This window comes from Shigella sp. FC1567, assembly GCF_001743015.1.
GTDB classification, from domain to species: Bacteria; Pseudomonadota; Gammaproteobacteria; order Enterobacterales; family Enterobacteriaceae; genus Escherichia; species Escherichia coli.
The window spans coordinates 1-24,084 of record NZ_MIIV01000155.1 but is presented as its reverse complement, the minus strand read 5'-3'; the positions used below and the strand labels follow the sequence as shown (position 1 = coordinate 24,084).

Genomic DNA, 24,084 nt, shown 5'->3' with positions numbered 1-24,084 from the left:
GCCTGATAAGACGCTATCAGCGTCGCATCAGGCATCCTGCTCAAATGCCGGATGCGGCGTAAACGCCTTATCCTGCCTACAAATGCGGAGTTTAACTCCGCTTATACAGCGGCAACCAAATCACCAGCCGTAAACCGCCCAGCGGGCTGTCTTCTGCCTTCACCCAGCCACGATGCTGCTGAATGGCGGTTTCAACAATCGCCAGCCCCAATCCTGTACCGCCAGATTCACGATCGCGTGCTTCATCGGTCCGATAGAACGGACGGAAAATCTGTTCGCGATCTTCCGGGCTAACGCCAGGACCATCGTCGTCCACCGTAATGGTGATACCGTCTTTATCTACCGCAAAGCCCACTTCAATCTTCGTATGGGAATAACGCAGAGCATTACGAACAATGTTTTCCAGCGCACTTTCCAGGGCGTTCGGATTGCCGTACAGCGGCCACGGCCCAGGCGGGAAGTTAACTGTCAACGACTTGCCCATTTGCTCGGCTTCGAACGCCGCGTTATCCAGCACTTCACTCCACAACTGGTTGGCTTTGATGGTTTCGCTAACCAGCGCGTTTTTTTGCTGATTACGTGACATCACCAACAGATCGTTGATCATGCTGTCCAGACGTTGCGCTTCGGTTTCAATACGCTCCAGTTCCTTGCTTTCACCGCTACGACGGCGCAGTAATGCCGTACCCAGTTGCAGACGCGTCAGCGGGGTGCGCAGCTCGTGAGAGATATCAGAAAGCAGACGCTGCTGAGAGGTCATCATGCGCTCCAGCGCGGTGACCATCTGGTTAAAACTGGCACCTGCGGCAAGGAATTCCTGTGGCCCCGCTTCCAGTTCCGGGTGCTGGCGTAAGTTTCCCTGGGCAACTTCATCGGCAGCGTTTTTCAGCTTACGCGCCGGTTTTGCCAGACTCCAGGCCAACCACAACAGCAGCGGCGTACTGACCAACATGGTGACAATCAGCAGTAATAGCGGGCGGTCAAACAGTAAGTTAATGAAATCGGATTGAGAACTGCTGGCCGGACGAATCAGATAAAGTTGGTAATTATCTTCGCCATCACGCACGGAGAACGGACCGACCAGTTCCACGCGGCCATACTTTTTCTTCTGCGGATGATCGGCGTTATCGGCCTGACCAATAAAGTTACGAATGATCTGCATTTCGCTGCGTTCAGCGCCGATCACGCGGCCTTCGGTGGTCACCAATAACAAACGCTGTCCTGGCGGTGCCCACTTATCAATCGCCCGGAACAGACGCCGCCACCACATTAAATCGTTGGGCGGATCGTTCGCCAGCTCCGCTTCGACATGCTGCTCAATCATCAGCCCCTGACGCTGTTCGCTATCCAGAAGCTCGGTCATCTGGCGTGAATCGAGCTTGGGTAACATCAAAACCAACATCAACACCAGCGCCAGCGTCAGCCAGAAGATGGCGAAGATGCGCGCGGTTAAGCTGCCTATCATGAAGCAGAAACCATCAGATAGCCGCGACCACGCAAGGTTTTAAACCACGGGTGACCATCTTTACGATCCGGCAGTTTACGACGCAGGTTGGAAATGTGCATATCAATAGCGCGGTCGAAAGGCGTCAGGCGTTTGCCCAACACTTCCTGGCTTAAATGTTCACGGGAAACCACCTGACCCAGATGCTGTGCCAGCAAATAGAGCAGGGTAAACTCAGTACCGGTTAACTCCAGCGTTTGCCCGTCGAAGCTGGCTTCCTGACGGCCTGGATTCAGCACTAAGGCATCAACTTCCAGTGTCGGTGAACCGTTGTCGTTGTTTTGCTGTTGCTCGCTCCAGTGCGAACGGCGCAGGATCGCGCGAATACGTGCCACCAGCTCACGATCATTAAACGGTTTCGGGAGATAGTCATCTGCGCCCAGCTCAAGGCCGAGAACGCGATCAAGTTCACTGCCGCGCGCCGTCAACATAATGACAGGCGTCTGGTGTGTCTGGCGAAGTGCTTTTAATGTGTCGATACCATTTTTCTTCGGCATCATTACGTCAAGCAAAAGTAAATCAATGCTGTCGTCCAGAAGATCAAGCGCCTGTTCCCCATCGTGGGCAACAATCACGTTGAAGCCTTCCATCTCGAGCAGCTCCTTTAATAGGGAAGTCAGCTCTCGGTCATCATCAACTAACAGGATTTTATTCATTGTTTAAATACCTCCGAGGCAGAAATTACGTCATCAGACGTCGCTAATCCATGACTTTACGTTGTTTTACACCCCCTGACGCATGTTTGCAGCCTGAATCGTAAACTCTCTATCGTTGAATCGCGACAGAAAGATTTTGGGAGCAAATGATGCGCATAGTTACCGCTGCCGTCATGGCTTCAACGCTGGCAGTCAGTTCATTAAGCCACGCTGCTGAAGTCGGTTCAGGCGATAACTGGCATCCGGGTGAAGAACTTACGCAGCGCAGTACGCAGAGCCATATGTTCGACGGCATAAGTTTAACCGAACATCAGCGTCAGCAGATGCGAGATCTTATGCAACAGGCCCGGCACGAACAGCCTCCTGTTAATGTTAGCGAACTGGAGACAATGCATCGCCTTGTCACCGCAGAAAATTTTGATGAAAACGCTGTGCGCGCACAGGCAGAAAAAATGGCGAATGAGCAAATTGCTCGTCAGGTTGAGATGGCAAAAGTCCGCAACCAAATGTATCGCCTGTTAACGCCGGAGCAGCAAGCGGTTTTAAACGAGAAACATCAACAACGAATGGAGCAGTTGCGTGACGTGACGCAATGGCAAAAAAGTTCATCGTTGAAGCTATTGAGTAGTAGCAACTCACGTTCCCAGTAGTAAACCCTGTTTTCCTTGCCATAGACACCATCCCTGTCTTCCCCCACATGATGTGGGGTTTTTTTTATCCTCAATTTGCCTGCTGCTTAATGCATTGCAGATGATTTGCTTCCGTTATACTAGCGTCAGTTGATAGCGGGAGTATTTATGAATCAATCTTATGGACGGCTGGTCAGTCGGGCGGCGATTGCTGCGACGGCGATGGCTTCGTTGCTATTGCTGATTAAAATTTTTGCATGGTGGTATACCGGGTCGGTGAGTATTCTCGCCGCGCTGGTGGATTCGCTGGTGGATATCGGCGCGTCGTTGACGAATTTACTGGTGGTGCGATATTCCCTGCAACCTGCCGACGATAATCACTCGTTTGGTCACGGTAAAGCAGAGTCCCTCGCGGCGCTGGCGCAAAGTATGTTTATCTCCGGTTCGGCACTATTCCTGTTTTTGACGGGTATTCAACATCTGATATCTCCAACACCGATGATAGATCCAGGCGTCGGGGTTATCGTGACAATTGTGGCGCTAATTTGTACGATTATCCTTGTCTCGTTTCAGCGTTGGGTGGTGCGCCGGACGCAAAGCCAGGCGGTGCGGGCTGATATGCTACATTACCAGTCTGATGTTATGATGAACGGCGCAATTCTGCTGGCGCTGGGGTTGTCCTGGTACGGCTGGCATCGCGCCGATGCTCTGTTTGCATTGGGAATCGGCATCTATATTTTATATAGCGCGTTACGCATGGGATATGAGGCGGTACAGTCATTACTGGATCGCGCATTGCCTGATGAGGAACGGCAAGAAATTATTGATATCGTGACTTCCTGGCCGGGTGTTAGCGGCGCTCACGATCTTCGCACGCGGCAGTCAGGGCCGACCCGCTTTATTCAGATTCATTTGGAAATGGAAGACTCTCTGCCTTTGGTTCAGGCACATATGGTGGCGGATCAGGTAGAGCAGGCTATTTTACGGCGTTTTCCGGGATCGGATGTAATTATCCATCAGGACCCCTGTTCCGTCGTACCCAGGGAGGGTAAACGGTCTATGCTTTCATAATCAGTATAAAAGAGAGCCAGACCCGCATTTTGTGTATAAAATACCGCCATTTGGCCTGACCTGAATCAATTCAGCAGGAAGTGATTGTTATACTATTTGCACATTCGTTGGATCACTTCGATGTGCAAGAAGACTTCCGGCAACAGATTTCATTTTGCATTCCAAAGTTCAGAGGTAGTCATGATTAAGAAAATCGGTGTGTTGACAAGCGGCGGTGATGCGCCAGGCATGAACGCCGCAATTCGCGGGGTTGTTCGTTCTGCGCTGACAGAAGGTCTGGAAGTAATGGGTATTTATGACGGCTATCTGGGTCTGTATGAAGACCGTATGGTACAGCTAGACCGTTACAGCGTGTCTGACATGATCAACCGTGGCGGTACGTTCCTCGGTTCTGCGCGTTTCCCGGAATTCCGCGACGAGAACATCCGCGCCGTGGCTATCGAAAACCTGAAAAAACGTGGTATCGACGCGCTGGTGGTTATCGGCGGTGACGGTTCCTACATGGGTGCAATGCGTCTGACCGAAATGGGCTTCCCGTGCATCGGTCTGCCGGGCACTATCGACAACGACATCAAAGGCACTGACTACACTATCGGTTTCTTCACTGCGCTGAGCACCGTTGTAGAAGCGATCGACCGTCTGCGTGACACCTCTTCTTCTCACCAGCGTATTTCCGTGGTGGAAGTGATGGGCCGTTATTGTGGCGATCTGACGTTGGCTGCGGCCATTGCCGGTGGCTGTGAATTCGTTGTGGTTCCGGAAGTTGAATTCAGCCGTGAAGACCTGGTAAACGAAATCAAAGCGGGTATCGCGAAAGGTAAAAAACACGCGATCGTGGCGATTACCGAACATATGTGTGATGTTGACGAACTGGCGCATTTCATCGAGAAAGAAACAGGTCGTGAAACCCGCGCAACTGTGCTGGGCCACATCCAGCGCGGTGGTTCTCCGGTGCCTTACGACCGTATTCTGGCTTCCCGTATGGGCGCTTACGCTATCGATCTGCTGCTGGCAGGTTACGGCGGTCGTTGTGTAGGTATCCAGAACGAACAGCTGGTTCACCACGACATCATCGACGCTATCGAAAACATGAAGCGTCCGTTCAAAGGTGACTGGCTGGACTGCGCGAAAAAACTGTATTAATGATTTCGGAAAAAGGCAGATTCCTTTAGCCTGAAACCGATGACAGAAGCAAAAATGCCTGATGCGCTTCGCTTATCAGGCCTACATGAATTCTGCAATTTATTGAATTTGCAAACTTTTGTAGGCCGGATAAGGCGTTCGCGCCGCATCCGGCATGGACAAAGCGCACTTTGTCAGCAATATGAGGCGGATTTCTTCCGCCTTTTTAATCCCTCAACATATACCCGCAAGTTATAGCCAATCTTTTTTTATTCTTTAATGTTTGGTTAACCTTCTGGCACGCTTTGCTCATCACAACACAACATAAGAGAGTCGGGCGATGAACAAGTGGGGCGTAGGGTTAACATTTTTGCTGGCGGCAACCAGCGTTATGGCAAAGGATATTCAGCTTCTTAACGTTTCATATGATCCAACGCGCGAATTGTACGAACAGTACAACAAGGCATTCAGCGCCCACTGGAAACAGCAAACTGGTGATAACGTGGTGATGCGTCAGTCACACGGTGGTTCAGGTAAACAAGCGACGTCGGTAATCAACGGTATTGAAGCTGATGTTGTCACGCTGGCTCTGGCCTATGACGTGGACGCAATTGCGGAACGCGGGCGGATTGATAAAGAGTGGATCAAACGTCTGCCGGATAACTCCGCACCGTACACTTCCACCATTGTTTTCCTGGTGCGTAAGGGCAATCCGAAGCAGATCCATGACTGGAACGATCTGATTAAACCGGGTGTTTCGGTGATCACGCCTAATCCGAAAAGCTCTGGTGGCGCACGCTGGAACTACCTGGCTGCCTGGGGCTACGCGCTGCATCACAACAACAACGATCAGGCAAAAGCACAGGATTTTGTTCGGGCACTGTATAAAAACGTCGAAGTTCTGGATTCTGGCGCGCGCGGCTCCACTAACACCTTTGTCGAGCGCGGGATTGGCGATGTACTGATCGCCTGGGAAAACGAAGCTCTGCTGGCAGCGAATGAACTGGGGAAAGATAAATTCGAAATCGTCACGCCGAGTGAGTCTATCCTCGCAGAGCCAACCGTGTCGGTGGTCGATAAAGTGGTCGAGAAAAAAGGCACCAAAGAGGTGGCGGAAGCCTACCTGAAATATCTCTACTCGCCAGAAGGTCAGGAAATTGCCGCGAAAAACTACTACCGTCCGCGCGACGCTGAAGTAGCGAAAAAGTACGAAAATGCGTTTCCAAAGCTGAAGTTATTCACCATTGATGAAGAGTTCGGCGGCTGGACGAAAGCGCAAAAAGAGCATTTTGCTAACGGCGGTACGTTCGATCAGATCAGCAAACGCTGATTTCCCCAGGATAATTATCAAACCCGGTGGTTTCTCGCGACCGGGTTTTTTATTTGTCACGATTTTGCGTTACCCTTGCATCTCTTTGAGGTACAGGGAAAAAAAGATGAAAAAAGCGGGTCTTCTTTTTTTGGTGATGATAGTTATCGCCGTTGTGGCTGCCGGTATTGGTTACTGGAAATTAACCGGTGAAGAGTCGGATACATTACGTAAGATTGTCCTTGAGGAATGTTTGCCCAATCAGCAGCAAAATCAAAATCCTTCGCCATGTGCGGAAGTCAAACCCAATGCCGGATACGTGGTTTTAAAAGATCTTAATGGCCCACTGCAATATCTGTTGATGCCAACGTATCGTATTAACGGTACTGAAAGTCCTTTGTTGACCGATCCTTCAACGCCGAACTTCTTTTGGTTGGCCTGGCAGGCGCGTGATTTTATGAGCAAAAAGTACGGCCAGCCGGTTCCCGATCGCGCGGTTTCTTTGGCGATCAACTCCCGCACCGGGCGTACGCAAAACCATTTTCATATTCATATCTCTTGTATTCGTCCTGATGTGCGCGAACAACTGGATAACAATCTGGCGAACATCAGCAGCCGCTGGTTGCCACTGCCAGGTGGTTTGCGCGGGCATGAATACCTGGCGCGTCGGGTAACGGAAAGCGAACTGGTACAACGCAGCCCATTTATGATGCTGGCAGAAGAAGTACCTGAGGCGCGGGAACATATGGGAAGCTACGGGCTGGCGATGGTACGGCAGAGTGATAACTCATTTGTATTGCTGGCGACACAACGAAATCTACTGACGCTTAACCGTGCTTCAGCCGAGGAAATTCAGGATCATCAGTGTGAGATTTTGCGTTAAGGCGAAGAGTTAAGGAAAGTAAGTGCCGGATATGAAATCCGGCACCTGTCAGACTTAAGCCTGTTTAGCCGCTTCTGCAGCTTTAACGATTACTGCGAAAGCGTCAGCTTTCAGAGACGCACCGCCAACCAGCGCGCCGTCGATGTCTGGCTGAGCAAACAGTTCTGCAGCGTTAGACGCGTTTACAGAGCCGCCGTACTGAATGATCACTTGTTCAGCGATGTTAGCGTCAACTTTAGCGATGTGGTCACGGATGAATTTGTGAACAGCCTGTGCCTGAGCCGGAGTTGCAGATTTGCCAGTACCGATTGCCCATACAGGTTCGTAAGCGATAACCGCACCTTCGAATGCCGCAGCACCCTGAGTTTTCAGTACCGCGTCGATCTGACGTGCGCAAACTTCTTCAGTTTTGCCCGCTTCGTTTTCAGCTTCGGTTTCACCGATGCACAGAACCGGAGTCAGACCCTGCTCTTTCAGCACCGCGAATTTTTTCGCGATCAGTTCGTCAGACTCTTTGTGGTAAGTACGACGTTCAGAGTGGCCGATGATGATGTACTGTGCGCCGATGTCTTTCAGCATAGCAGCAGAGGTTTCACCGGTGAATGCGCCGGACAGGTTCAGGTCCACGTTTTGCGCACCCAGCATGATGTGGCTGCCTTCAGCTTCGCGCTTCGCCATATCGATGTACATTTCCGGTGGTGCGATTGCAACCGCACAGCCAGCAACACCTGCCAGCTCTTTACGCAGGTTAGAAACCAGCTCGTGAACCATGTGGCGGCTGCCGTTCAGTTTCCAGTTACCCATCACTAAAGGATGTCGCATTTTAATTCTCCACGCTTATAAGCGAATAAAGGAAGATGGCCGCCCCGCAGGGCAGCAGGTCTGTGAAACAGTATAGAGATTCATCGGCACAAAGGCTTTGCTTTTTGTCATTTATTCAAACCTTCAAGCGATTCAGATAGCGCCAGCTTAATCGGTTCAACAGCGAAGGTCAGCCCCTTTTCGCCGTTGTCCGCGACAACATAACGCAGTGCACCTTCTGTCTCGGTGTAATAACGTTTGTTTTTCCCCGCCGTTAGCAGCGACTGCAGTTTTTTCTGGCTTTGTGTTTTGGTCATTAATGGGGTGAGTGTGCGGATCACTGCTGCCATGTATTCCTGAGCTTTCGCTTTCGCTGCTTTTTGCTCTGGCCCCTGGATGGGTAGCCAGGTCATTTGAATGCTTTTGATTTTTAAGGTACCGCGCTCCAGCGCTGTAGAAGCATACAAGTTCTCGTTAATTTTACTTGCAGCACGAGTGAGATTGGCTTTGTCGGGACTGCTGTCGATGGCACGAAATTCGTTCAGTGGCAGGCTAGGATTCTGGCTGTTAAAGTCTTCTCGAAACTGGCTGATGGAGAGATCGAAAGTAGGGGCTCCAGCCAGCAGATAAGGCGCGGTCGTTGCCGTATCTGGTGTTTGTGCATGCGCCGTTGTTGTAACGGTTAATGCAGAACATAAGAGAAAAAACAGCGTACACCCTGGCTTCATTGACAGTACCTTTTGTTATGACTGGCTCCGATTAAAACGATATCTGTCGCCCTTGTCAAAAGGGTAGAATCCTGGAAAAGACAACCATCAAGGAACTTACATGACCATACAGCAATGGTTATTCTCATTTAAAGGGCGTATTGGACGCCGTGATTTCTGGATTTGGATAGGCCTGTGGTTCGCAGGCATGCTGGTGCTTTTCTCACTGGCGGGTAAAAATTTACTCGATATTCAGACCGCGGCGTTTTGCCTTGTGTGCTTGCTTTGGCCAACAGCGGCAGTAACTGTTAAGCGCTTGCATGATCGCGGGCGTTCCGGCGCATGGGCATTTCTGATGATTGTGGCGTGGATGCTGCTGGCGGGTAACTGGGCGATTTTACCGGGTGTCTGGCAATGGGCGGTGGGGTGTTTTGTCCCGACGTTGATTCTGGTGATGATGCTTATCGATCTTGGTGCGTTTGTTGGCACACAAGGCGAAAATAAATATGGTAAAGATACTCAGGATGTGAAGTATAAAGCCGACAATAAATCAAGTAATTAACCTTTAATATATCTCTTACTGCTATTTTTTTCCGGGATTGTTATTTCCACGATGCAAATGACAATACCCGGAAAATCCTTCTGAACTCTTCACCTTAAGCAATATCAAAAAAAATGGTAATCCATAAGATCATTACTTGTTTGTTCTTCCCTTAACGGCGCATTATTCTTAAGTCGTAATCGACAGAGAGGCGAATATACAGAGGTGCCCTATGAAAGATGTCGTAGATAAATGCAGTACTAAAGGATGTGCGATTGATATCGGTACGGTGATTGATAACGACAACTGTACCAGTAAGTTTTCGCGCTTTTTTGCCACCCGCGAAGAAGCAGAGTCTTTTATGACCAAACTGAAAGAGCTTGCCGCCGCTGCATCCTCTGCAGATGAAGGGGCCAGCGTGGCCTACAAGATTAAGGATCTGGAGGGGCAAGTTGAGCTTGATGCGGCCTTCACTTTCTCATGCCAGGCCGAGATGATTATTTTTGAGTTATCACTGCGTTCGTTAGCTTGATGGAGTTGCTTTAGAAGGAGTTAAACATGGCTTATAAACACATTGGCGTGGCAATTTCCGGGAATGAAGAAGATGCCTTACTGGTGAATAAAGCTCTGGAGCTCGCCAGACATAATGACGCTCACCTGACGTTAATTCATATTGATGATGGCTTAAGCGAGTTGTATCCGGGTATCTACTTCCCTGCAACAGAAGATATTCTTCAATTGTTGAAGAATAAGTCGGATAACAAGCTGTATAAACTGACGAAAAATATTCAATGGCCGAAGACAAAACTGCGTATTGAACGCGGAGAAATGCCGGAAACACTGCTGGAAATTATGCAAAAAGAGCAGTGCGACCTCCTTGTCTGTGGTCATCATCACTCATTTATCAACCGTTTGATGCCAGCATATCGCGGGATGATCAATAAGATGAGTGCGGATTTGCTCATCGTGCCGTTTATCGATAAGTAACCGCTTACCAGTAATGCTCCGCTGTCATATGGCCCGGTCGGCGACGTAAATGTTTCGTCATCTGCCGGGTCTCTTTCAGCAACTGTTGTGTATCGCGCACCATCTGTGGATTGCCGCACAGCATCACATGGCTGGTTTCTTTATTCATCGGCAGGCCAATCGCGCTTTCCAGTTCCCCACTTTCAATTAATGCCGGTATCCGTCCGGTGAGCGACCCCGCTGCCGTTTCCCGACTGACCACCGTCTGAATGCGCAGTTTGCCTTCGTAGCGTTTTTCCAGTTCTTGCATCAGTGGCAAATAGCTTAAGTCGGCGGCATAACGTGCGGCGTGAACCAGGACCAGATTTTTGAAGCGATCTAAATCTTTGCCTAGTTGCAGAATCGATAAATAAGGGCCAATCGCTGTACCGGTTGCCAGCATCCATAGCGTTTCGCAATCTGGTACTTCATCCAGAACAAAGAAGCCAGCTGCTTCGCTAACCACCTGCACTTCATCGCCTGGTTTCAGTGCCGCCAATCGTGGGCTTAATTTGCCATCGGGGACGGTGACCAGGTAAAACTCCAGATCGGGATTATCGGGCGAGTTAACATAGGAGTAGGCGCGCTGGACGCGTTCGCCGTCGATTTCAAGGCCAAGCTTGGTGAATTGCCCGGCGGTAAACGGAAGCACGGGGGCGTGAACGGTGAGACTAAACAGGGCGTCGGTCCAGTTCTGCACTTTAGTGACTTTGCCTGTTACCCAATCAGCCATGTTTTTCTCCTGTTTTGATTGACTTGCCTTATCTTCGTTCTCCGAACAAAAAAATTCCAGTCCCGAAGGACTGGAAGGCTCAATCGATCAAATCAATCAGAGGATGTGCACCTGCATTTCCGGGTCTTTGCGATCCAGATAGTGGATGGACTGAATGCGGCGAATGGTGCGTGACTTGCCGCGGATCAGCAGCGTTTCGGTAGTCGCGATATTGCCTTTGCGGCTAATGCCTTCCAGCAGATCGCCTTTGGTAATACCGGTGGCAGAGAAGATGACGTTATCGCTGCGCGCCATATCGCCCAGGCGCAATACTTTACCGGCTTCGATGCCCATCGCTTTGCAGCGTGCCAGCTCCTGCTCGCCAATGCGACGATTCTCTTCGTTGTCGCCTTTGACGTCATGACGCGCCAGCAGACGACCGTTCATGTCGCCATCTAATGCGCGGATCACCGCCGCAGAAACTACGCCTTCCGGCGCGCCACCAATACCGTACAGCACGTCAACTTCGCTGTCTGGCATACAGGTGAGAATTGAGGCCGCAACGTCGCCATCCGGAATAGCAAATACGCGTACGCCGAGTTGCTGCATTTCAGCGATAACGGCATCGTGGCGTGGTTTAGCTAGAATCGTTACCGTCAGTTCGCTCAACGGTTTGCCGAGCGCCGCCGCTACATTGCGCAGGTTATCCGCCAGCGGCAGGTTCAGATCAATGGTGCCTTTGGCTCCCGGCCCGACAATCAGCTTCTCCATATACATATCCGGCGCATTGAGGAAGCAGCCTTTATCGCCTACTGCCAGCACCGCCAGCGCGTTAGCCTGGCCCATCGCCGTCATGCGCGTGCCTTCAATCGGATCAACAGCAATATCTACCGCGTCGCCGCGACCAGTACCGACTTTTTCACCAATGTAGAGCATCGGTGCTTCGTCGATTTCACCTTCACCAATGACGATGGTGCCGTCAATGTTGACCTGGTTGAGCATAATACGCATGGCGTTTACCGCCGCGCCGTCCGCGGTGTTTTTATCGCCGCGTCCTAACCATTTGTAGCCAGCCAGCGCCGCAGATTCGGTGACGCGGGAAAATTCGATGGCAAGTTCTCGTCTCATAGCAAACTCTAAGCAGTAAGGAATGGCGCGAAGTGTAGCACAGGGGAAGGGTGGGATTATTGATGTGTGCGGGGTTGCCCCCGCACGTTTCAGGACTACCGGATGCGGCATAAACGCTTCATCCGGCATTTACATTACTCGTCGTGTTCTTCCCACGCCATCGCGCGTTTGACCGCTTTTTTCCAGCCTGCGTAACGGTAATTACGCTCAGTGGTTTCGATGCCTGGACGGAACTCGCGCTCAATCACCGCTTTCTCTTGCAGCTCGTCGAGGTTCTGCCAGAAGCCAACCGCCAGGCCTGCGAGATAGGCCGCACCCAATGCGGTGACTTCGCGCACTTCCGGGCGCTCAACGCGGGTGCCGAGAATATCGGACTGGAACTGCATCAGGAAATTGTTTGCTACTGCGCCACCATCCACGCGCAGGGCGTGCAGACGGATACCAGAGTCGGCCTGCATCGCTTCCAGCACGTCACGCGTCTGATAAGCAATAGACTCCAGCGTCGCGCGTATAATGTGGTTAGCGTTCACCCCACGAGTTAGACCGAAAATCGCCCCGCGCGCATACGGGTCCCAGTACGGCGCACCCAGCCCGGTAAATGCCGGAACCACATACACACCATTGGTGTTTTGCACTTTGGTGGCGAAATATTCGGAATCGTAGGCGTCGTTAATCAACTTCATCTCATCGCGCAGCCACTGAATGGATGCGCCTGCCATAAACACCGCACCTTCCAACGCATAGTTCACTTCGCCAGTCGGGCCGCAGGCGATGGTGGTCAGCAGGCCGTTTTCTGATTTCACCGCTTTCTCGCCAGTGTTCATCAGCATAAAGCAGCCAGTGCCATAGGTGTTCTTCGCCATCCCTTCTTTCACGCACAACTGACCAAACAGCGCGGCCTGCTGGTCACCGGCGATCCCGGAGATTGGAATACGCGTGCCGCCTTTGCCGCCAATGTTAGTCTGACCGTATACTTCGGAAGAACGACGCACTTCTGGCAGCATCTCGCGCGGAATATCCAGCACTTCCAGCATTTTGTCGTCCCAGTCCAGGGTATGGATGTTGAACAACATGGTACGAGAGGCGTTGGTGTAATCGGTCACATGGACACGGCCCTGAGTCATTTTCCAGATAAGCCACGTATCAACCGTACCAAACAGCAATTCACCACGACGTGCACGCTCGCGAGAGCCTTCCACATGGTCGAGGATCCACTTCACTTTGGTGCCAGAAAAGTACGGGTCAATCACCAGACCGGTATTGCTGCGGATATAATCTTCTAAACCGTCACGTTTTAAATGCTCGCAGATTTCTGCGGTACGACGGCACTGCCAGACAATGGCGTTATAGATAGGCTTGCCGGTTTCTTTTTCCCAGACAATAGTGGTTTCACGCTGGTTCGTAATACCGATAGCTGCAATTTGATCGGAACTGATATCGGCTTTCGCCAGCACTTCTACCAGCGTGGAGCTTTGGGTGGCCCAGATTTCCATTGGGTCGTGTTCTACCCAACCTGGTTTTGGGTAGATTTGCTCAAATTCGCGCTGCGACACGCTAATGATATTGGCATCGTGATCCATTACGACCGCGCGGGAGCTGGTGGTGCCCTGGTCGAGCGCAACGATATATTTTTTTTCAGTCATGTTTAATTGTCCCGTAGTCATATTACAGCGAAGCTTTTTGTTCTGAAGGAGTTGTGGTTTCCTTTTCTTTCACAACACAGATATCGCAAGGCAAATGGCGACCAATCAGTTTGCGGTAGGCAAATGCACCTACAATCGCGCCAACGATAGGGCCAAAAAGCGGCACCAGGAAGTAAGGAATGTCTCTGCCGCCGGTAAAGGCGACATTGCCCCAGCCCGCCAGCCAGGCAAAGACTTTCGGACCGAAGTCACGCGCTGGGTTCATGGCAAAACCCGTCAATGGGCCCATAGATGCGCCAATGACCGCAATCAGTAGACCAATCAGCAAGGGAGCCAAAGGGCCGCGTGGTACACCGTTGCCATCGTCCGTTAACGCCAGGATCAGCCCCATCAGAATAGCGGTAATCACCATCTCAACTGCGAAAGCCTGCACAAAATTGATATGAGGATTAGGGTAAGTAGAGAAAGTGCCTGCCAGATCAACACTTTCAACGCTGCCGCGAACAATGTGATGAGTCTGCTCGAAGTCGAAAAATAAATTGTAGTAAAGCCCGTAAACTAAAGCCGCAGCACAGAAAGCGCCGGCAACTTGTGAAACGATAAAAGGAATAACTTTGCGCTTGTCGAAACAGGCAAACAGCCACAATGCAATGGTAACAGCGGGATTAAGATGCGCGCCGGAAACCCCTGCGGTCAGGTAGATAGCCATTGCCACCCCCAGTCCCCAAATGACACTGATTTCCCACTGACCAAAAGACGCACCAGCGACTTTTAGTGCTGCAACGCAACCCACACCGAAAAAAATCAACAACCCGGTACCGAGGAATTCAGCAATGCACTGGCCTTTCAAGGTTGATGTTTGACTCATAATCGGATCCTGAAGAGTTAATGTTTGTTGTATGCGTGAAAGTCACGGACCTCCACGATGCTTGTAGGCATGCTGTTAACTTATCGTTAACGAGCAAAAACGAGAAATATCGAACTTAAAATGTGTGTGCTTCGTCATAAAATGAGCGTTATCGCGCCATTTATTCCATCTGATTGTACATGATGCATGTTTGTTAGATCATTCGCGCAACAAATTTATTAACATTTTCGATTGATGTGGATTATGTCACCAGGAGAAGGATGAAAAGTGTGGCAAACCGTAATCTGCAAGGCGTGCCGCTGGACAGCGATGGCGCGGCTTCATACAATCGGAGCTAACTAAAGTGCGCTCGTATTTATTAAGGCGTCACCGGTAATCGGGACGAGGATTTTTTATCCATCAACGCCTTGCAATTCAGGAGAGGTATGACAATGTCATTAGAAGTGTTTGAGAAACTGGAAGCAAAAGTACAGCAGGCGATTGATACCATCACTCTGTTGCAGATGGAAATCGAAGAGCTGAAAGAAAAAAACAACTCACTGTCGCAGGAAGTTCAAAATGCCCAGCATCAGCGCGAAGAGCTGGAGCGTGAGAACAACCATCTGAAAGAACAGCAGAACGGCTGGCAGGAACGTCTGCAGGCCCTGCTGGGTCGCATGGAAGAGGTCTGATTACGCTTCATCTTTCGCGTAATTTCTTTACTGTGTAGGCCAACAGGTAACGCAGAAAAAAGGCACCTTGCGGTGCCTTTCTTATCATTCAATATCCAGCGGATCTTCTGAAAGAATAATCCCGGTATTGTCGGCATAAAGATGGTCGCCGGAGAAGAAGGTTACACCGCCAAAATTGACGCGGACATCGCTTTCGCCAATGCCTTCGCCAGCGGCACCAACCGGAATTGCCGCCATCGCCTGGATGCCGATATCCAACTCTTCCAGGTCATCTACCTGACGCACCGCGCCGTAAATAACCAGACCTTCCCATTCATTTTGTACTGCCAGACGCGCCAGTTCAGCATCGACCAGTGCGCGACGAACAGAACCACCGCCATCGACGACAAGAACACGACCACGGCCATTCTGTTCGAGCAGATCGTACAGCAACCCGTTGTCCTCGAAACATTTTACCGTGATTATTTGTCCGCCAAACGACGCCCGTCCGCCAAAGTTGGAGAACAGCGGTTCCACGACGTTAACATCTTCTTGATAGATGTCACAAAGCTCGGAAGTATCGTATTTCATAGGCTTAACATTCAGTTGCTGCGAGAATTTTCAGTATATCGCGCTATGTGGGCTGTTGGCAAAATCATCAATTGTTAATTGATATTTGTCAGTTATGCTGCCCACTGGCTTAGGAATATCCCTAAAATAAACAGCAGGTTAGTCAGTAACGCCCCCTTGACAGTGCGTTCCAGCATCGGTCGCATCGCCACCGGGTCCATTTCCCGCATCACATAACGGGCTTGCTTCACCAGCAACGGTGCCGCCAGCAGGAACAGCCAGCCCCACAGGCTATGCAGCGAAAAGAGATTAAACAGCGCCAGACATACCAGAGAGCCCATCAGCAGGCAGGCATGATAACGACGCGCGTTCACTTCACCTAAGCGCACCACCAGCGTGTTTTTGCCGTTTTCTCGGTCGCTATTGATATCACGCAGGTTATTAATGTTCAGTACTGCCGTTGCCAGCAGGCCGCATGCGGTCGCCGGAAGGATCAGTGCCGGAATCAATGTATGAGCCTGTAAATACCAGCTCCCCATGACGCTTAACCAGCCAAAGAAAACCAGTACGGAAATATCCCCCAGACCGATATAACCATAAGGACGATTGCCCACGGTGTAGGTGATAGCGGCAATGATCGACAACCCGCCAAGAATCAGGAAACCGACAAAATCAGCCAGCGTATGGCACGCCACTGCAACCAGTGCCAGCCCGGAGAGACAGATGAGCACGACGGTAATAATGAGCGCCCGTTTCATCTCTTGCTGGGTAATGACCCCTTTTTGCATGCCGCGTAGCGGCCCAATGCGGTCAGGTCTATCGCTGCCTTTTACCGCATCGCCGTAATCATTGGCGAGGTTAGAAAGGATCTGTAATAGCCCGGCGGTAATCAGTGCCAGCAGGGCGACCAGCGGATCAAAATGACCTTGCCACCATGCCAGCGCCGTCCCGACGATAATTGCAGCAAAGGCGAGGGGGAGGGTTTTAGGTCGTAAACTTTCCAGCCACGCCTGAGTTCGGCTAATTTGTTGTTCAGTCATAATACGCGCCAATAAAAATGGGGCCTTTCAGCCCCATCAAACAATGATGAAAATGATTGAACGCGATTATAGGATAAAACGGCTCAGATCTTCATCTGCCACCAACGCATCCAGATGTTTGCTCACATAATCTGCGTCAATAGTGATATTTTGACCGCTTAAATCGCTGGCGTCGTAGGAAATCTCTTCCATTAAACGCTCCAGAACAGTGTGTAAACGACGAGCACCGATGTTTTCGGTAGATTCGTTCACCTGCCATGCCGCTTCCGCGATGCGTTTAATACCGGAGTCGGTAAACTCGATATTTACGCCTTCAGTCGCCATCAGTGCTTTGTACTGCACGGTGATAGAGGCATTCGGCTCGGTCAGAATACGCTCGAAGTCGCTGGTGGTCAGTGCCTGCAGTTCAACGCGGATTGGCAGACGACCTTGCAGTTCCGGGATTAGGTCAGACGGTTTCGCAATCTGGAACGCGCCAGAAGCGATAAACAGAATGTGGTCAGTTTTGACCATCCCGTGTTTGGTGGAAACGGTGCAACCTTCTACCAGCGGCAGCAGGTCACGCTGAACGCCTTCACGAGAAACATCCGGACCGGAAGACTCGCCGCGCTTACAGATTTTGTCGATTTCGTCGATAAACACGATCCCGTGCTGCTCAACAGCGTCGATAGCGTCTTGCTTCAGCTCTTCCGGGTTCACCAGTTTCGCCGCTTCTTCTTCAATCAGCAGCTTCATGGCGTCTTTGATTTTCAGCTTACGCGCTTTTTGCTTCTGGCCGCCCAGGTTCTGGAACATGGACTGCAGCTGGCTGGTCATCTCTTCCATGCCTGGAGGAGCCATAATTTCAACGCCCATCGGTGCTGCGGCAAGATCGATCTCGATTTCTTTGTCATCAAGCTGGCCTTCACGCAGTTTTTTGCGGAATGCCTGACGAGCAGCGGACGGTTCCTGCTGCTGTTCGGTCTGTCCCCAGTTGTTTTTAGCAGGTGGGATCAGCACGTCGAGAATACGTTCTTCTGCCAGTTCTTCAGCGCGATAACGGTTTTTCTCGATAGCCTGGACGCGTACCATTTTCACGGCGGCATCGGTCAGATCGCGAATAATAGAATCCACTTCCTTACCGACATAGCCCACTTCGGTGAATTTGGTCGCTTCAACTTTGATGAACGGCGCATTCGCCAGCTTAGCCAGACGACGGGCGATTTCAGTTTTACCGACACCGGTCGGGCCGATCATCAGGATATTTTTCGGGGTCACTTCATGGCGCAGCTCTTCGTTGAGCTGCATGCGACGCCAGCGGTTACGCAGAGCAATCGCCACAGAACGCTTGGCGTTGTCCTGGCCGATGATGTGCTTATCCAGTTCGCTGACGATTTCGCGTGGGGTCATTTCAGACATGGGAGATCCTTACGCTTTGTAGCTTAATTCTTCGATGGTGTGGAAATGGTTGGTATAGATGCAAATGTCGCCTGCAATATCCAACGCCTTTTCAGCAATTTCACGGGCGCTAAGTTCAGTGTTTTCTAACAGCGCGCGCGCCGCAGCCTGGGCGTAAGGGCCGCCGGAGCCGATAGCAATAAGATCGTTTTCTGGCTGCACCACGTCACCGTTACCGGTGATGATAAGCGATGCAGTTTCATCCGCGACTGCCAGCAGTGCTTCAAGTTTGCGCAGCATGCGATCGGTACGCCAGTCTTTTGCCAGCTCAACGGCGGCTTTAACCAGATGGCCCTGATGCATTTCCAGTTTACGTTCAAACAGTTCGAACAGCGTAAAAGCATCCGCAGTACCGCCCGCAAAGCCCGCGATGACTTTGTCGTTGTACAGACGGCGGACCTTTTTCACGTTGCCTTTCATTACGGTATTGCCCAACGTGGCCTGACCATCACCAGCGATGACCACATGGCCGTTACGGCGTACGCTTACTATAGTTGTCACGAGCTGACCCCTTGGTTACGAATACAGAGTACAAACCCCGTACAAAAGTACGAGGCATAATGCAATTATAGATGGGGGGGATTTTGAGGGTTTCAACCCCCGGCGGCGAGCCGAATGCAGTTTGTATGACCCGCCATCTTCAACCGATTGAGGGTGCTGTCTGCGTTCTCTTTGCCTTTCACCGGGCCAATGACCACACGATTCCAGCCATTGTTGGTGGTGATTTTCGAGTCAAATCCTTCGAACGCCAGCTGAGCACGTACCGTCTCTGCCTGTTCCGCGCCTCTGAACGAACCGCACTGCACCATCCAGCGGCGTTCGTCTTTTTTCTCCGCCGTCGGTTTTGGCGCGTCAGCGGCACGAGCAACCGGTGCAGCTTGCTGCGGCTTCGACTGCGCGGTCGTGTGCGCAGGGGTTTGCAGCAGATCCTGGTACGGCTGCTGAGTAGAAGCTGGTTTAGACTGGCGCGGTTGCGCCTGTACCGGCGCGGCTTGCGACGTACGCGTCTGCTGCTGCCAGCTTTGTTCAGTCGTACGCGACTGCTGAGCCAGGCGTTGCTGCTCCGCTAATTGCTGCGCCTGACGCTGGCGTTGTAGCGTTTGCTGACGCTGTTCCGGCGTCTGTTCATTCCACGGAACCTCAACCAGCTGCGTTGGCTGCTGGCGCATATCAGCCTGCATTTGTTCAAGAAGCTGACGTTGTTCTGGTGTCAGTTGCTCCGGCGTTTTCACTTCACCACCGGCAGAAGGTTCTGTGGGCGCACGCACACCCGGCTGGCGACTTTCCAGCTCTTTAATGTAGCGCCAGCGTTCTTCTGGTTTTGGTGGTAGTCCGTTTCCGGTCACTTTCTGGCTTTGCAGCGTCTCGGACTCTTCTTTCTTGTGATGCGTAATGAAGTACAGACCACCGATAAAGGTCACAAGAACGGCGGCAGCAATAGCGACCATAGCGGGAGAAACCGCAGGCAGATTTCGTTGCTTTTTCCGTGAGGTGCTCTTTTTTCGCCGCGAAGGTGCCGGTTGGCTGCGGCGTACATAATCTCGTTGTGCCACTATCGTTTCGCTGTATTTATTCGTTCGTCAGCCCGCCATGTTACTTAAGCGGCGGGCCTTTGACCAGTCACGGCAGTCTTAAAGGTTTACTTTAAGGTAACGCGCGTGTTGATCCCCGGATGATAAGTTCGCAGTCCATTAAACGAGAGCCACTGCCAACGTGTTGCCCCTGCATTTGATCAAGCAATAACAGCATAGCTTCCCGACCGATTTCGTAACGCGGCTGCGCGATGGTTGTCAGCGGCGGATCACAAAATTGCGTCAGGTCGATGTTATCAAAACCGATTATGGAAAGGTCTTCCGGGACTTTCAGCCCCTGGCGTTTTGCCTGAGAAAGTGCGCCGAGCGCCATCACATCGCTATGGCAGAAGACTGCAGTAGGCGGTTGTGGAAGATCAAGCAGCTGTTGCATTGCTTTGCTTCCGGCTTCGAAGGTGAAGTCGCCACGGGCGATGTATTGTGGATCAACCATAATTCCGCAGCGACGCAGCGCCTGAACATAGCCTTGCAGGCGGTAGTGACACAGTGGCATCTCTTCGGGACCGGCTATACAGCCAATCCGTTTATGCCCTTGCTCATATAAATAATTTACTGCATCAAATGCGGCGGTCAGATTGTCGATATGAACGGTAGGCAGCTCCAGTTCCGGTGCAAATTCGTTCGCCATCACCATCGGCGGCAGATTACGCTGTTCCTCAATGCTGGCATCAAACGGCAGCCTTGAACCCAGCAGCAACATGCCATCAATTTGCTTGGTGATGATCAAATCGATAAAGGTTTTTTCCTGCTGATTTTGATGCGCACAGTCGCCAATCAGCACCAGATATCCGTGATTTGCCGCCGTAACTTCGATACCGCGAATAATTTCGCTAAAGAAGGGATCGCAGATATCCGGGACAATCACCAGAATGGTGCGGGATTCATTACGCTTGACGTTGCGCCCCATAGGCTGCGGTAAATAACCCACTTCCCGGGCCGCTTTTTCAACCCGATTACGGGTGGCCTGGGAGACTTTATCGGGATTCATTAATGCTCGGGAGACAGTCGCTGTAGAGACTTTTGCCTTGAGGGCAACGTCTTTCATGGTCGCGGCAGTTTCCTGCTTCTTCGCTTTCACACTCACTCCTCGCCTGGTACGTCAGGCGTACTACATCCATGTTTACTTCACATCGGCAACATTTTTAGCAGATAGCGCGTGAAAACGGTTACAGAATTTTCATGAAAAGTGTGATGAATATTGAATTTTTCGATCCGCCTCGCAACGTTTGCGCATTAGCCTTCGATGGGATCGACATCCAACACCCATTTCACCTTGCGGGAATCCGGTATTGTATTAATAAGCGCCAGCGTACCACTAATGATGTGTTGCAAGCGCACGCGGGAAGGGTGCTGCAACAAGATCTGCCAGCGCCAGCGGCCACCACGCTTAGGTGCCAGAGCCGGAACCGGGCCGAGAATCCACAGTTTGTCGTCTGCCAGCGGGCTGGAAAGGATCAGATTACGCAGTTGTTGCAGGAACAGCGGCGCGTGCTGATTGTTATGATCTTCCGCACGCACAATCACATGGCTGGTCCACGGCGGCAGCTGCATCATGCGTCGCTCAGCCAGCGCCTGTTCGGCAAAGGCGTCGTAGCCTTTATAGAGCAACGTTTGCAACAGAGGATGTTCCGGATGGTGCGTTTGCAGCACCACTTCGCCCTGTTTACCCGCACGCCCGGCACGACCGGCGACCTGGGTGTAAAGCTGGGCGAAACGTTCTGCCGAGCGAAAATCGGCAGAAAACAGCGCGCCGTCCACATCCAGTAACGCCACCAGCGTCACATCCGGAAAGTGGTGACCTTTCGCCAGCATTTGTGTGCCGATCAAAATCCTCGCGCCGCCGCGATGCACTTCCGCCAGTTGCTGTTCCAGTGCCCCTTTGCGGCTGGTGGTATCGCGGTCGATACGTGAAATGGGCACGCCGGGGAACATCGGCGCAAGCGTCTGTTCAAGCTGTTCGGTGCCCAGCCCCACGGGGACCAGGTGCGTGGAACCGCAGGAAGGGCACTGGCGCGGCACCGGACGCTGACTGTCACAGTGGTGACAGCGCAAATGCTGTTGCGCCTGATGCAGCGTGTAGTAGTGATCGCAACGTGGGCATTCGGCTATCCAGCCGCAGTCGTGGCACAGCAGCGCAGGCGCAAAACCCCGACGATTAAGAAAGAGGATAACCTGATTGTTGGCCTGTAAATGCTGGCGCATACGGGTGATTAACGCCGGAGCCAGACCTGCCTGCACCTTCTGACCTTTTAAATCCAGCACATGTTGAATTGCCGGACGAGCATTCCCTGCCCGACGGGTCAGGCGCAGCAGGCGGTATTTTTTCTGCTGGACGTTGCATAACGTTTCCAGCGCGGGCGTTGCGGAGCCAAGAATAATCGGGATTTGCTCGCTGTGCGCACGATACACCGCCAGGTCGCGGGCATGATAGCGCCAGCCTTCCTGCTGCTTGTAGGAGCTGTCGTGCTCTTCATCAATGACAATCACGCCGAGATTTTTAAACGGCGTAAACAGCGCGGAGCGGGTGCCGATCACAATCGCCGCCTCGCCATTTTTCGCTTTCAACCACGCAGAAAGCCGCTCGCTGTCGTTCAGGCCGGAATGCAGAACTTCCACGGGGGCATTAAAACGTTCACGAAAACGGGCGATAGTTTGCGGTGTCAGGCCGATTTCCGGCACCATCACCAGCGCCTGTTTGCCCTGAGCGAGCACGTTTTCCAGTACACTGAGATAAACCTCCGTTTTACCGGAACCGGTAACGCCCGCCAGCAGCCAGGCAGAAAAAGTATCTGCCGCGCTATGAATTGCGCCAACGGCGGTGGCCTGTTCGGTATTCAATCGCAACCGCTCACCAGAAACGGCATAGTTCGTTCGCCAGTCGCTAAACTCTGGTGTTTCACTTGCTAAATCACACAGACCTTTTTTGCGTAGCGCCTGCAACGCGGCATCATTAAATTCGAGCGTGGCGACCTGGTCGCGCCAGATTTTGCCTTGCCGTAACGCCGCCAGCGCCTGTTGTTGCTTGGGGGAGCGTTTCAGGCTGTTCAGATCCACCGCCTGGCCTTGTTCAGTGGCAAACCAGTACCACATCGGCGCGTTCGCCGCAGGCCGCCCCTGGCGCAGTAAAATCGGCAAGGCATGAAACAGCACATCGCCAATCGGATGATGATAGTAATCTGCCGCCCAGAGCAGTAACCGCCAGACGGAGTGAGTAAATACCGGCTCAACGTCCAGCACTTCCACTACCGCTTTCAGCTCGTTAAGCGGCAGCTCACTGACATCGCTAACTGACACCACAACCCCGATGCGCTCCTGCTGTTTGCCAAACGGCACGCGCACGCGACACCCGGCTTTAACCGTCATGCCTTCTGGCAGCAGATAGTCAAAGGTACGAGGAAGCGGAACGGGCAAGGCAACGTGGGCAACGGGCATAGCATCATCCTGACTTGAAATTCGGTGGGTTAGTATACACATTGCCGTAGAAGAGTGCGGATCAGTTTGCATACGCTGGTTAATTTCCGTATGATTTCGCGCCTTCGTACGAAATGATCGTATTGAAGCTATACTTTTAACATCGCGTGGTGTCTGGCGTTAGGGCTGGAAGAGCGACGCGGCCTTAAACCGAGGTTTTCCCATGAAAAAAGATATTCACCCGAAATACGAAGAAATTACTGCTAGCTGCTCTTGCGGTAACGTAATGAAAATCCGCTCCACTGTTGGTCATGACCTGAACCTCGACGTGTGCAGCAAGTGCCACCCGTTCTTCACTGGCAAACAGCGTGATGTTGCTACCGGTGGCCGTGTTGACCGCTTCAACAAGCGTTTCAACATCCCGGGCAGCAAATAAGACCGGATTTCCGAAAAAAGCGCCGCACGGCGCTTTTTTTGTGCCTGAATTTTGCCTTTTATAAATTCTGAAAAATTCCGGGGTGTTAACTCATTATCATTTCCTGTTGTTGACTGGCGCTAGGCTTCTGGTTCTTATTTATTTCAAAAGGATTTTACGATGAGCGGAAAACCGGCGGCGCGTCAGGGCGACATGACGCAGTATGGCGGTAGCATTGTTCAGGGTTCAGCCGGGGTGCGCATTGGTGCTCCCACCGGCGTGGCCTGTTCAGTGTGCCCCGGCGGGGTGACGTCCGGCCATCCGGTCAATCCGCTGCTCGGTGCAAAGGTCCTTCCCGGTGAAACCGACATCGCCCTGCCCGGCCCGCTG

The 24,084-nt window shown here is 51.9% G+C and carries 26 protein-coding genes; 11 read left to right on the top strand and 15 right to left on the bottom strand.

What is annotated here, in order from left to right:
• Positions 1–91: 91 nt before the first annotated feature.
• The gene (cpxA, locus tag BHE85_RS10980; RefSeq protein WP_000580417.1) at positions 92–1,465 is read right to left on the bottom strand and encodes an envelope stress sensor histidine kinase CpxA; all 1,374 of its coding nucleotides are present in this window, start codon (positions 1,463–1,465) and stop codon (positions 92–94) included.
• Complete coding sequence (gene cpxR, locus BHE85_RS10975) at positions 1,462–2,160, bottom strand: envelope stress response regulator transcription factor CpxR (protein WP_001033722.1); 699 nt, start codon at positions 2,158–2,160, stop codon at positions 1,462–1,464. The genes cpxA and cpxR overlap by 4 nt, the downstream gene beginning before the upstream one ends.
• 149 nt (positions 2,161–2,309) lie before the next feature.
• Between cpxR and cpxP the strand changes: the two genes are divergently transcribed.
• The 5 genes from cpxP (at position 2,310) to cdh (ending at position 7,174) form a co-directional block, all read left to right on the top strand.
• A complete protein-coding gene (cpxP, locus tag BHE85_RS10970; protein WP_001223800.1) occupies positions 2,310–2,810 on the top strand; it encodes a cell-envelope stress modulator CpxP in 501 nt (166 codons plus the stop codon).
• 147 nt (positions 2,811–2,957) lie between these two features.
• Entirely contained in the window at positions 2,958–3,860 is a 903-nt protein-coding gene (gene fieF, locus BHE85_RS10965) for a CDF family cation-efflux transporter FieF (RefSeq protein ID WP_001076735.1), read from the top strand.
• Between the two features lie 180 nt (positions 3,861–4,040).
• Positions 4,041–5,003, top strand: coding sequence for a 6-phosphofructokinase (pfkA, locus tag BHE85_RS10960; protein WP_000591795.1), 963 nt, complete (start codon positions 4,041–4,043; stop codon positions 5,001–5,003).
• Positions 5,004–5,322: 319 nt separating this feature from the next.
• Positions 5,323–6,312 carry a sulfate/thiosulfate ABC transporter substrate-binding protein Sbp gene (gene sbp, locus BHE85_RS10955; protein WP_001045699.1) on the top strand — a complete coding sequence of 330 codons (990 nt, stop codon included), beginning with the start codon at positions 5,323–5,325 and terminating at the stop codon, positions 6,310–6,312.
• A gap of 106 nt (positions 6,313–6,418) precedes the next feature.
• Positions 6,419–7,174 carry a CDP-diacylglycerol diphosphatase gene (gene cdh / locus BHE85_RS10950; protein WP_000708998.1) on the top strand — a complete coding sequence of 252 codons (756 nt, stop codon included), beginning with the start codon at positions 6,419–6,421 and terminating at the stop codon, positions 7,172–7,174.
• A gap of 54 nt (positions 7,175–7,228) precedes the next feature.
• On the opposite strand, the gene tpiA is transcribed toward cdh, so the two are convergent.
• Together tpiA and BHE85_RS10940 are read right to left on the bottom strand one after the other, a co-directional pair.
• Entirely contained in the window at positions 7,229–7,996 is a 768-nt protein-coding gene (gene tpiA, locus BHE85_RS10945) for a triose-phosphate isomerase (RefSeq protein WP_001216325.1), read from the bottom strand.
• Between the two features lie 107 nt (positions 7,997–8,103).
• Complete coding sequence (locus BHE85_RS10940) at positions 8,104–8,703, bottom strand: YiiQ family protein (RefSeq protein WP_000802226.1); 600 nt, start codon at positions 8,701–8,703, stop codon at positions 8,104–8,106.
• Between the two features lie 100 nt (positions 8,704–8,803).
• On the opposite strand from BHE85_RS10940, the gene BHE85_RS10935 reads away from it, so the two are divergent.
• From BHE85_RS10935 to uspD, 3 genes are all read left to right on the top strand, one after another.
• Positions 8,804–9,244 (top strand): DUF805 domain-containing protein, encoded by a 441-nt coding sequence (locus BHE85_RS10935; protein ID WP_000155250.1) that lies wholly within the window; start codon positions 8,804–8,806, stop codon positions 9,242–9,244.
• A 211-nt stretch (positions 9,245–9,455) separates the two neighbouring features.
• Positions 9,456–9,755, top strand: coding sequence for a DUF406 domain-containing protein (locus BHE85_RS10930; RefSeq protein WP_000655986.1), 300 nt, complete (start codon positions 9,456–9,458; stop codon positions 9,753–9,755).
• Positions 9,756–9,781: 26 nt separating this feature from the next.
• Positions 9,782–10,210, top strand: coding sequence for a universal stress protein UspD (gene uspD, locus BHE85_RS10925; RefSeq protein ID WP_000323556.1), 429 nt, complete (start codon positions 9,782–9,784; stop codon positions 10,208–10,210).
• A 4-nt stretch (positions 10,211–10,214) separates the two neighbouring features.
• Here the strand turns inward: uspD and fpr are convergent, their stop codons facing one another.
• The 4 genes from fpr to glpF all read right to left on the bottom strand — a co-directional run bounded on the left by fpr (position 10,215) and on the right by glpF (position 14,579).
• Positions 10,215–10,961: a ferredoxin--NADP(+) reductase gene (fpr, locus tag BHE85_RS10920; protein WP_000796320.1), complete on the bottom strand. Its 747-nt coding sequence runs from the start codon at positions 10,959–10,961 to the stop codon at positions 10,215–10,217.
• Positions 10,962–11,057: 96 nt separating this feature from the next.
• On the bottom strand, positions 11,058–12,068 hold the full coding sequence (gene glpX / locus BHE85_RS10915; protein ID WP_001250644.1) for a class II fructose-bisphosphatase: 1,011 nt from the start codon (positions 12,066–12,068) through the stop codon (positions 11,058–11,060).
• A gap of 134 nt (positions 12,069–12,202) precedes the next feature.
• Entirely contained in the window at positions 12,203–13,711 is a 1,509-nt protein-coding gene (gene glpK / locus BHE85_RS10910; protein ID WP_000136788.1) for a glycerol kinase GlpK, read from the bottom strand.
• A gap of 22 nt (positions 13,712–13,733) precedes the next feature.
• Entirely contained in the window at positions 13,734–14,579 is an 846-nt protein-coding gene (glpF, locus tag BHE85_RS10905) for a glycerol uptake facilitator protein GlpF (RefSeq protein WP_000084269.1), read from the bottom strand.
• A 425-nt stretch (positions 14,580–15,004) separates the two neighbouring features.
• On the opposite strand from glpF, the gene zapB reads away from it, so the two are divergent.
• The gene (gene zapB, locus BHE85_RS10900; protein ID WP_001296623.1) at positions 15,005–15,250 is read left to right on the top strand and encodes a septal ring assembly protein ZapB; all 246 of its coding nucleotides are present in this window, start codon (positions 15,005–15,007) and stop codon (positions 15,248–15,250) included.
• 84 nt (positions 15,251–15,334) lie between these two features.
• Here the strand turns inward: zapB and rraA are convergent, their stop codons facing one another.
• From rraA to priA, 7 genes are all read right to left on the bottom strand, one after another.
• Positions 15,335–15,820, bottom strand: coding sequence for a ribonuclease E activity regulator RraA (gene rraA, locus BHE85_RS10895; RefSeq protein WP_000872908.1), 486 nt, complete (start codon positions 15,818–15,820; stop codon positions 15,335–15,337).
• A gap of 92 nt (positions 15,821–15,912) precedes the next feature.
• Complete coding sequence (gene menA / locus BHE85_RS10890) at positions 15,913–16,839, bottom strand: 1,4-dihydroxy-2-naphthoate polyprenyltransferase (protein ID WP_004987895.1); 927 nt, start codon at positions 16,837–16,839, stop codon at positions 15,913–15,915.
• Positions 16,840–16,905: 66 nt separating this feature from the next.
• Entirely contained in the window at positions 16,906–18,237 is a 1,332-nt protein-coding gene (gene hslU / locus BHE85_RS10885) for an HslU--HslV peptidase ATPase subunit (RefSeq protein ID WP_001293341.1), read from the bottom strand.
• A gap of 9 nt (positions 18,238–18,246) precedes the next feature.
• Positions 18,247–18,777, bottom strand: a complete 531-nt coding sequence (gene hslV / locus BHE85_RS10880) for an ATP-dependent protease subunit HslV (RefSeq protein WP_000208242.1) — start codon at positions 18,775–18,777, stop codon at positions 18,247–18,249.
• Positions 18,778–18,869: 92 nt separating this feature from the next.
• Positions 18,870–19,829, bottom strand: coding sequence for a cell division protein FtsN (ftsN, locus tag BHE85_RS10875; RefSeq protein ID WP_000068834.1), 960 nt, complete (start codon positions 19,827–19,829; stop codon positions 18,870–18,872).
• Between the two features lie 91 nt (positions 19,830–19,920).
• Entirely contained in the window at positions 19,921–20,946 is a 1,026-nt protein-coding gene (cytR, locus tag BHE85_RS10870) for a DNA-binding transcriptional regulator CytR (protein WP_000644904.1), read from the bottom strand.
• A 155-nt stretch (positions 20,947–21,101) separates the two neighbouring features.
• Positions 21,102–23,300 carry a primosomal protein N' gene (priA, locus tag BHE85_RS10865; protein WP_005009422.1) on the bottom strand — a complete coding sequence of 733 codons (2,199 nt, stop codon included), beginning with the start codon at positions 23,298–23,300 and terminating at the stop codon, positions 21,102–21,104.
• A 202-nt stretch (positions 23,301–23,502) separates the two neighbouring features.
• On the opposite strand from priA, the gene rpmE reads away from it, so the two are divergent.
• Together rpmE and BHE85_RS10855 are read left to right on the top strand one after the other, a co-directional pair.
• The gene (rpmE, locus tag BHE85_RS10860) at positions 23,503–23,715 is read left to right on the top strand and encodes a 50S ribosomal protein L31 (protein ID WP_000710769.1); all 213 of its coding nucleotides are present in this window, start codon (positions 23,503–23,505) and stop codon (positions 23,713–23,715) included.
• Positions 23,716–23,874: 159 nt separating this feature from the next.
• The coding region (locus BHE85_RS10855; RefSeq protein WP_000015110.1) for a hypothetical protein at positions 23,875–24,084 on the top strand (210 nt) is incomplete at its 3' end.

What these genes read in the sequence shown, in the direction of transcription:
- uspD (WP_000323556.1), top strand. Translation starts at nt 9,782, where the DNA reads ATGGCTTATAAACACATTGGCGTGGCAATTTCCGGGAATGAAGAAGAT.
- cpxR (WP_001033722.1), bottom strand. Translation starts at nt 2,160, where the DNA reads ATGAATAAAATCCTGTTAGTTGATGATGACCGAGAGCTGACTTCCCTA.
- pfkA (WP_000591795.1), top strand. Translation starts at nt 4,041, where the DNA reads ATGATTAAGAAAATCGGTGTGTTGACAAGCGGCGGTGATGCGCCAGGC.
- tpiA (WP_001216325.1), bottom strand. Translation starts at nt 7,996, where the DNA reads ATGCGACATCCTTTAGTGATGGGTAACTGGAAACTGAACGGCAGCCGC.
- cpxA (WP_000580417.1), bottom strand. Translation starts at nt 1,465, where the DNA reads ATGATAGGCAGCTTAACCGCGCGCATCTTCGCCATCTTCTGGCTGACG.
- BHE85_RS10935 (WP_000155250.1), top strand. Translation starts at nt 8,804, where the DNA reads ATGACCATACAGCAATGGTTATTCTCATTTAAAGGGCGTATTGGACGC.
- glpF (WP_000084269.1), bottom strand. Translation starts at nt 14,579, where the DNA reads ATGAGTCAAACATCAACCTTGAAAGGCCAGTGCATTGCTGAATTCCTC.
- BHE85_RS10940 (WP_000802226.1), bottom strand. Translation starts at nt 8,703, where the DNA reads ATGAAGCCAGGGTGTACGCTGTTTTTTCTCTTATGTTCTGCATTAACC.
- fpr (WP_000796320.1), bottom strand. Translation starts at nt 10,961, where the DNA reads ATGGCTGATTGGGTAACAGGCAAAGTCACTAAAGTGCAGAACTGGACC.
- cdh (WP_000708998.1), top strand. Translation starts at nt 6,419, where the DNA reads ATGAAAAAAGCGGGTCTTCTTTTTTTGGTGATGATAGTTATCGCCGTT.
- glpK (WP_000136788.1), bottom strand. Translation starts at nt 13,711, where the DNA reads ATGACTGAAAAAAAATATATCGTTGCGCTCGACCAGGGCACCACCAGC.
- sbp (WP_001045699.1), top strand. Translation starts at nt 5,323, where the DNA reads ATGAACAAGTGGGGCGTAGGGTTAACATTTTTGCTGGCGGCAACCAGC.
- priA (WP_005009422.1), bottom strand. Translation starts at nt 23,300, where the DNA reads ATGCCCGTTGCCCACGTTGCCTTGCCCGTTCCGCTTCCTCGTACCTTT.
- rraA (WP_000872908.1), bottom strand. Translation starts at nt 15,820, where the DNA reads ATGAAATACGATACTTCCGAGCTTTGTGACATCTATCAAGAAGATGTT.
- BHE85_RS10930 (WP_000655986.1), top strand. Translation starts at nt 9,456, where the DNA reads ATGAAAGATGTCGTAGATAAATGCAGTACTAAAGGATGTGCGATTGAT.
- rpmE (WP_000710769.1), top strand. Translation starts at nt 23,503, where the DNA reads ATGAAAAAAGATATTCACCCGAAATACGAAGAAATTACTGCTAGCTGC.
- glpX (WP_001250644.1), bottom strand. Translation starts at nt 12,068, where the DNA reads ATGAGACGAGAACTTGCCATCGAATTTTCCCGCGTCACCGAATCTGCG.
- zapB (WP_001296623.1), top strand. Translation starts at nt 15,005, where the DNA reads ATGACAATGTCATTAGAAGTGTTTGAGAAACTGGAAGCAAAAGTACAG.
- fieF (WP_001076735.1), top strand. Translation starts at nt 2,958, where the DNA reads ATGAATCAATCTTATGGACGGCTGGTCAGTCGGGCGGCGATTGCTGCG.
- menA (WP_004987895.1), bottom strand. Translation starts at nt 16,839, where the DNA reads ATGACTGAACAACAAATTAGCCGAACTCAGGCGTGGCTGGAAAGTTTA.
- hslU (WP_001293341.1), bottom strand. Translation starts at nt 18,237, where the DNA reads ATGTCTGAAATGACCCCACGCGAAATCGTCAGCGAACTGGATAAGCAC.
- cpxP (WP_001223800.1), top strand. Translation starts at nt 2,310, where the DNA reads ATGCGCATAGTTACCGCTGCCGTCATGGCTTCAACGCTGGCAGTCAGT.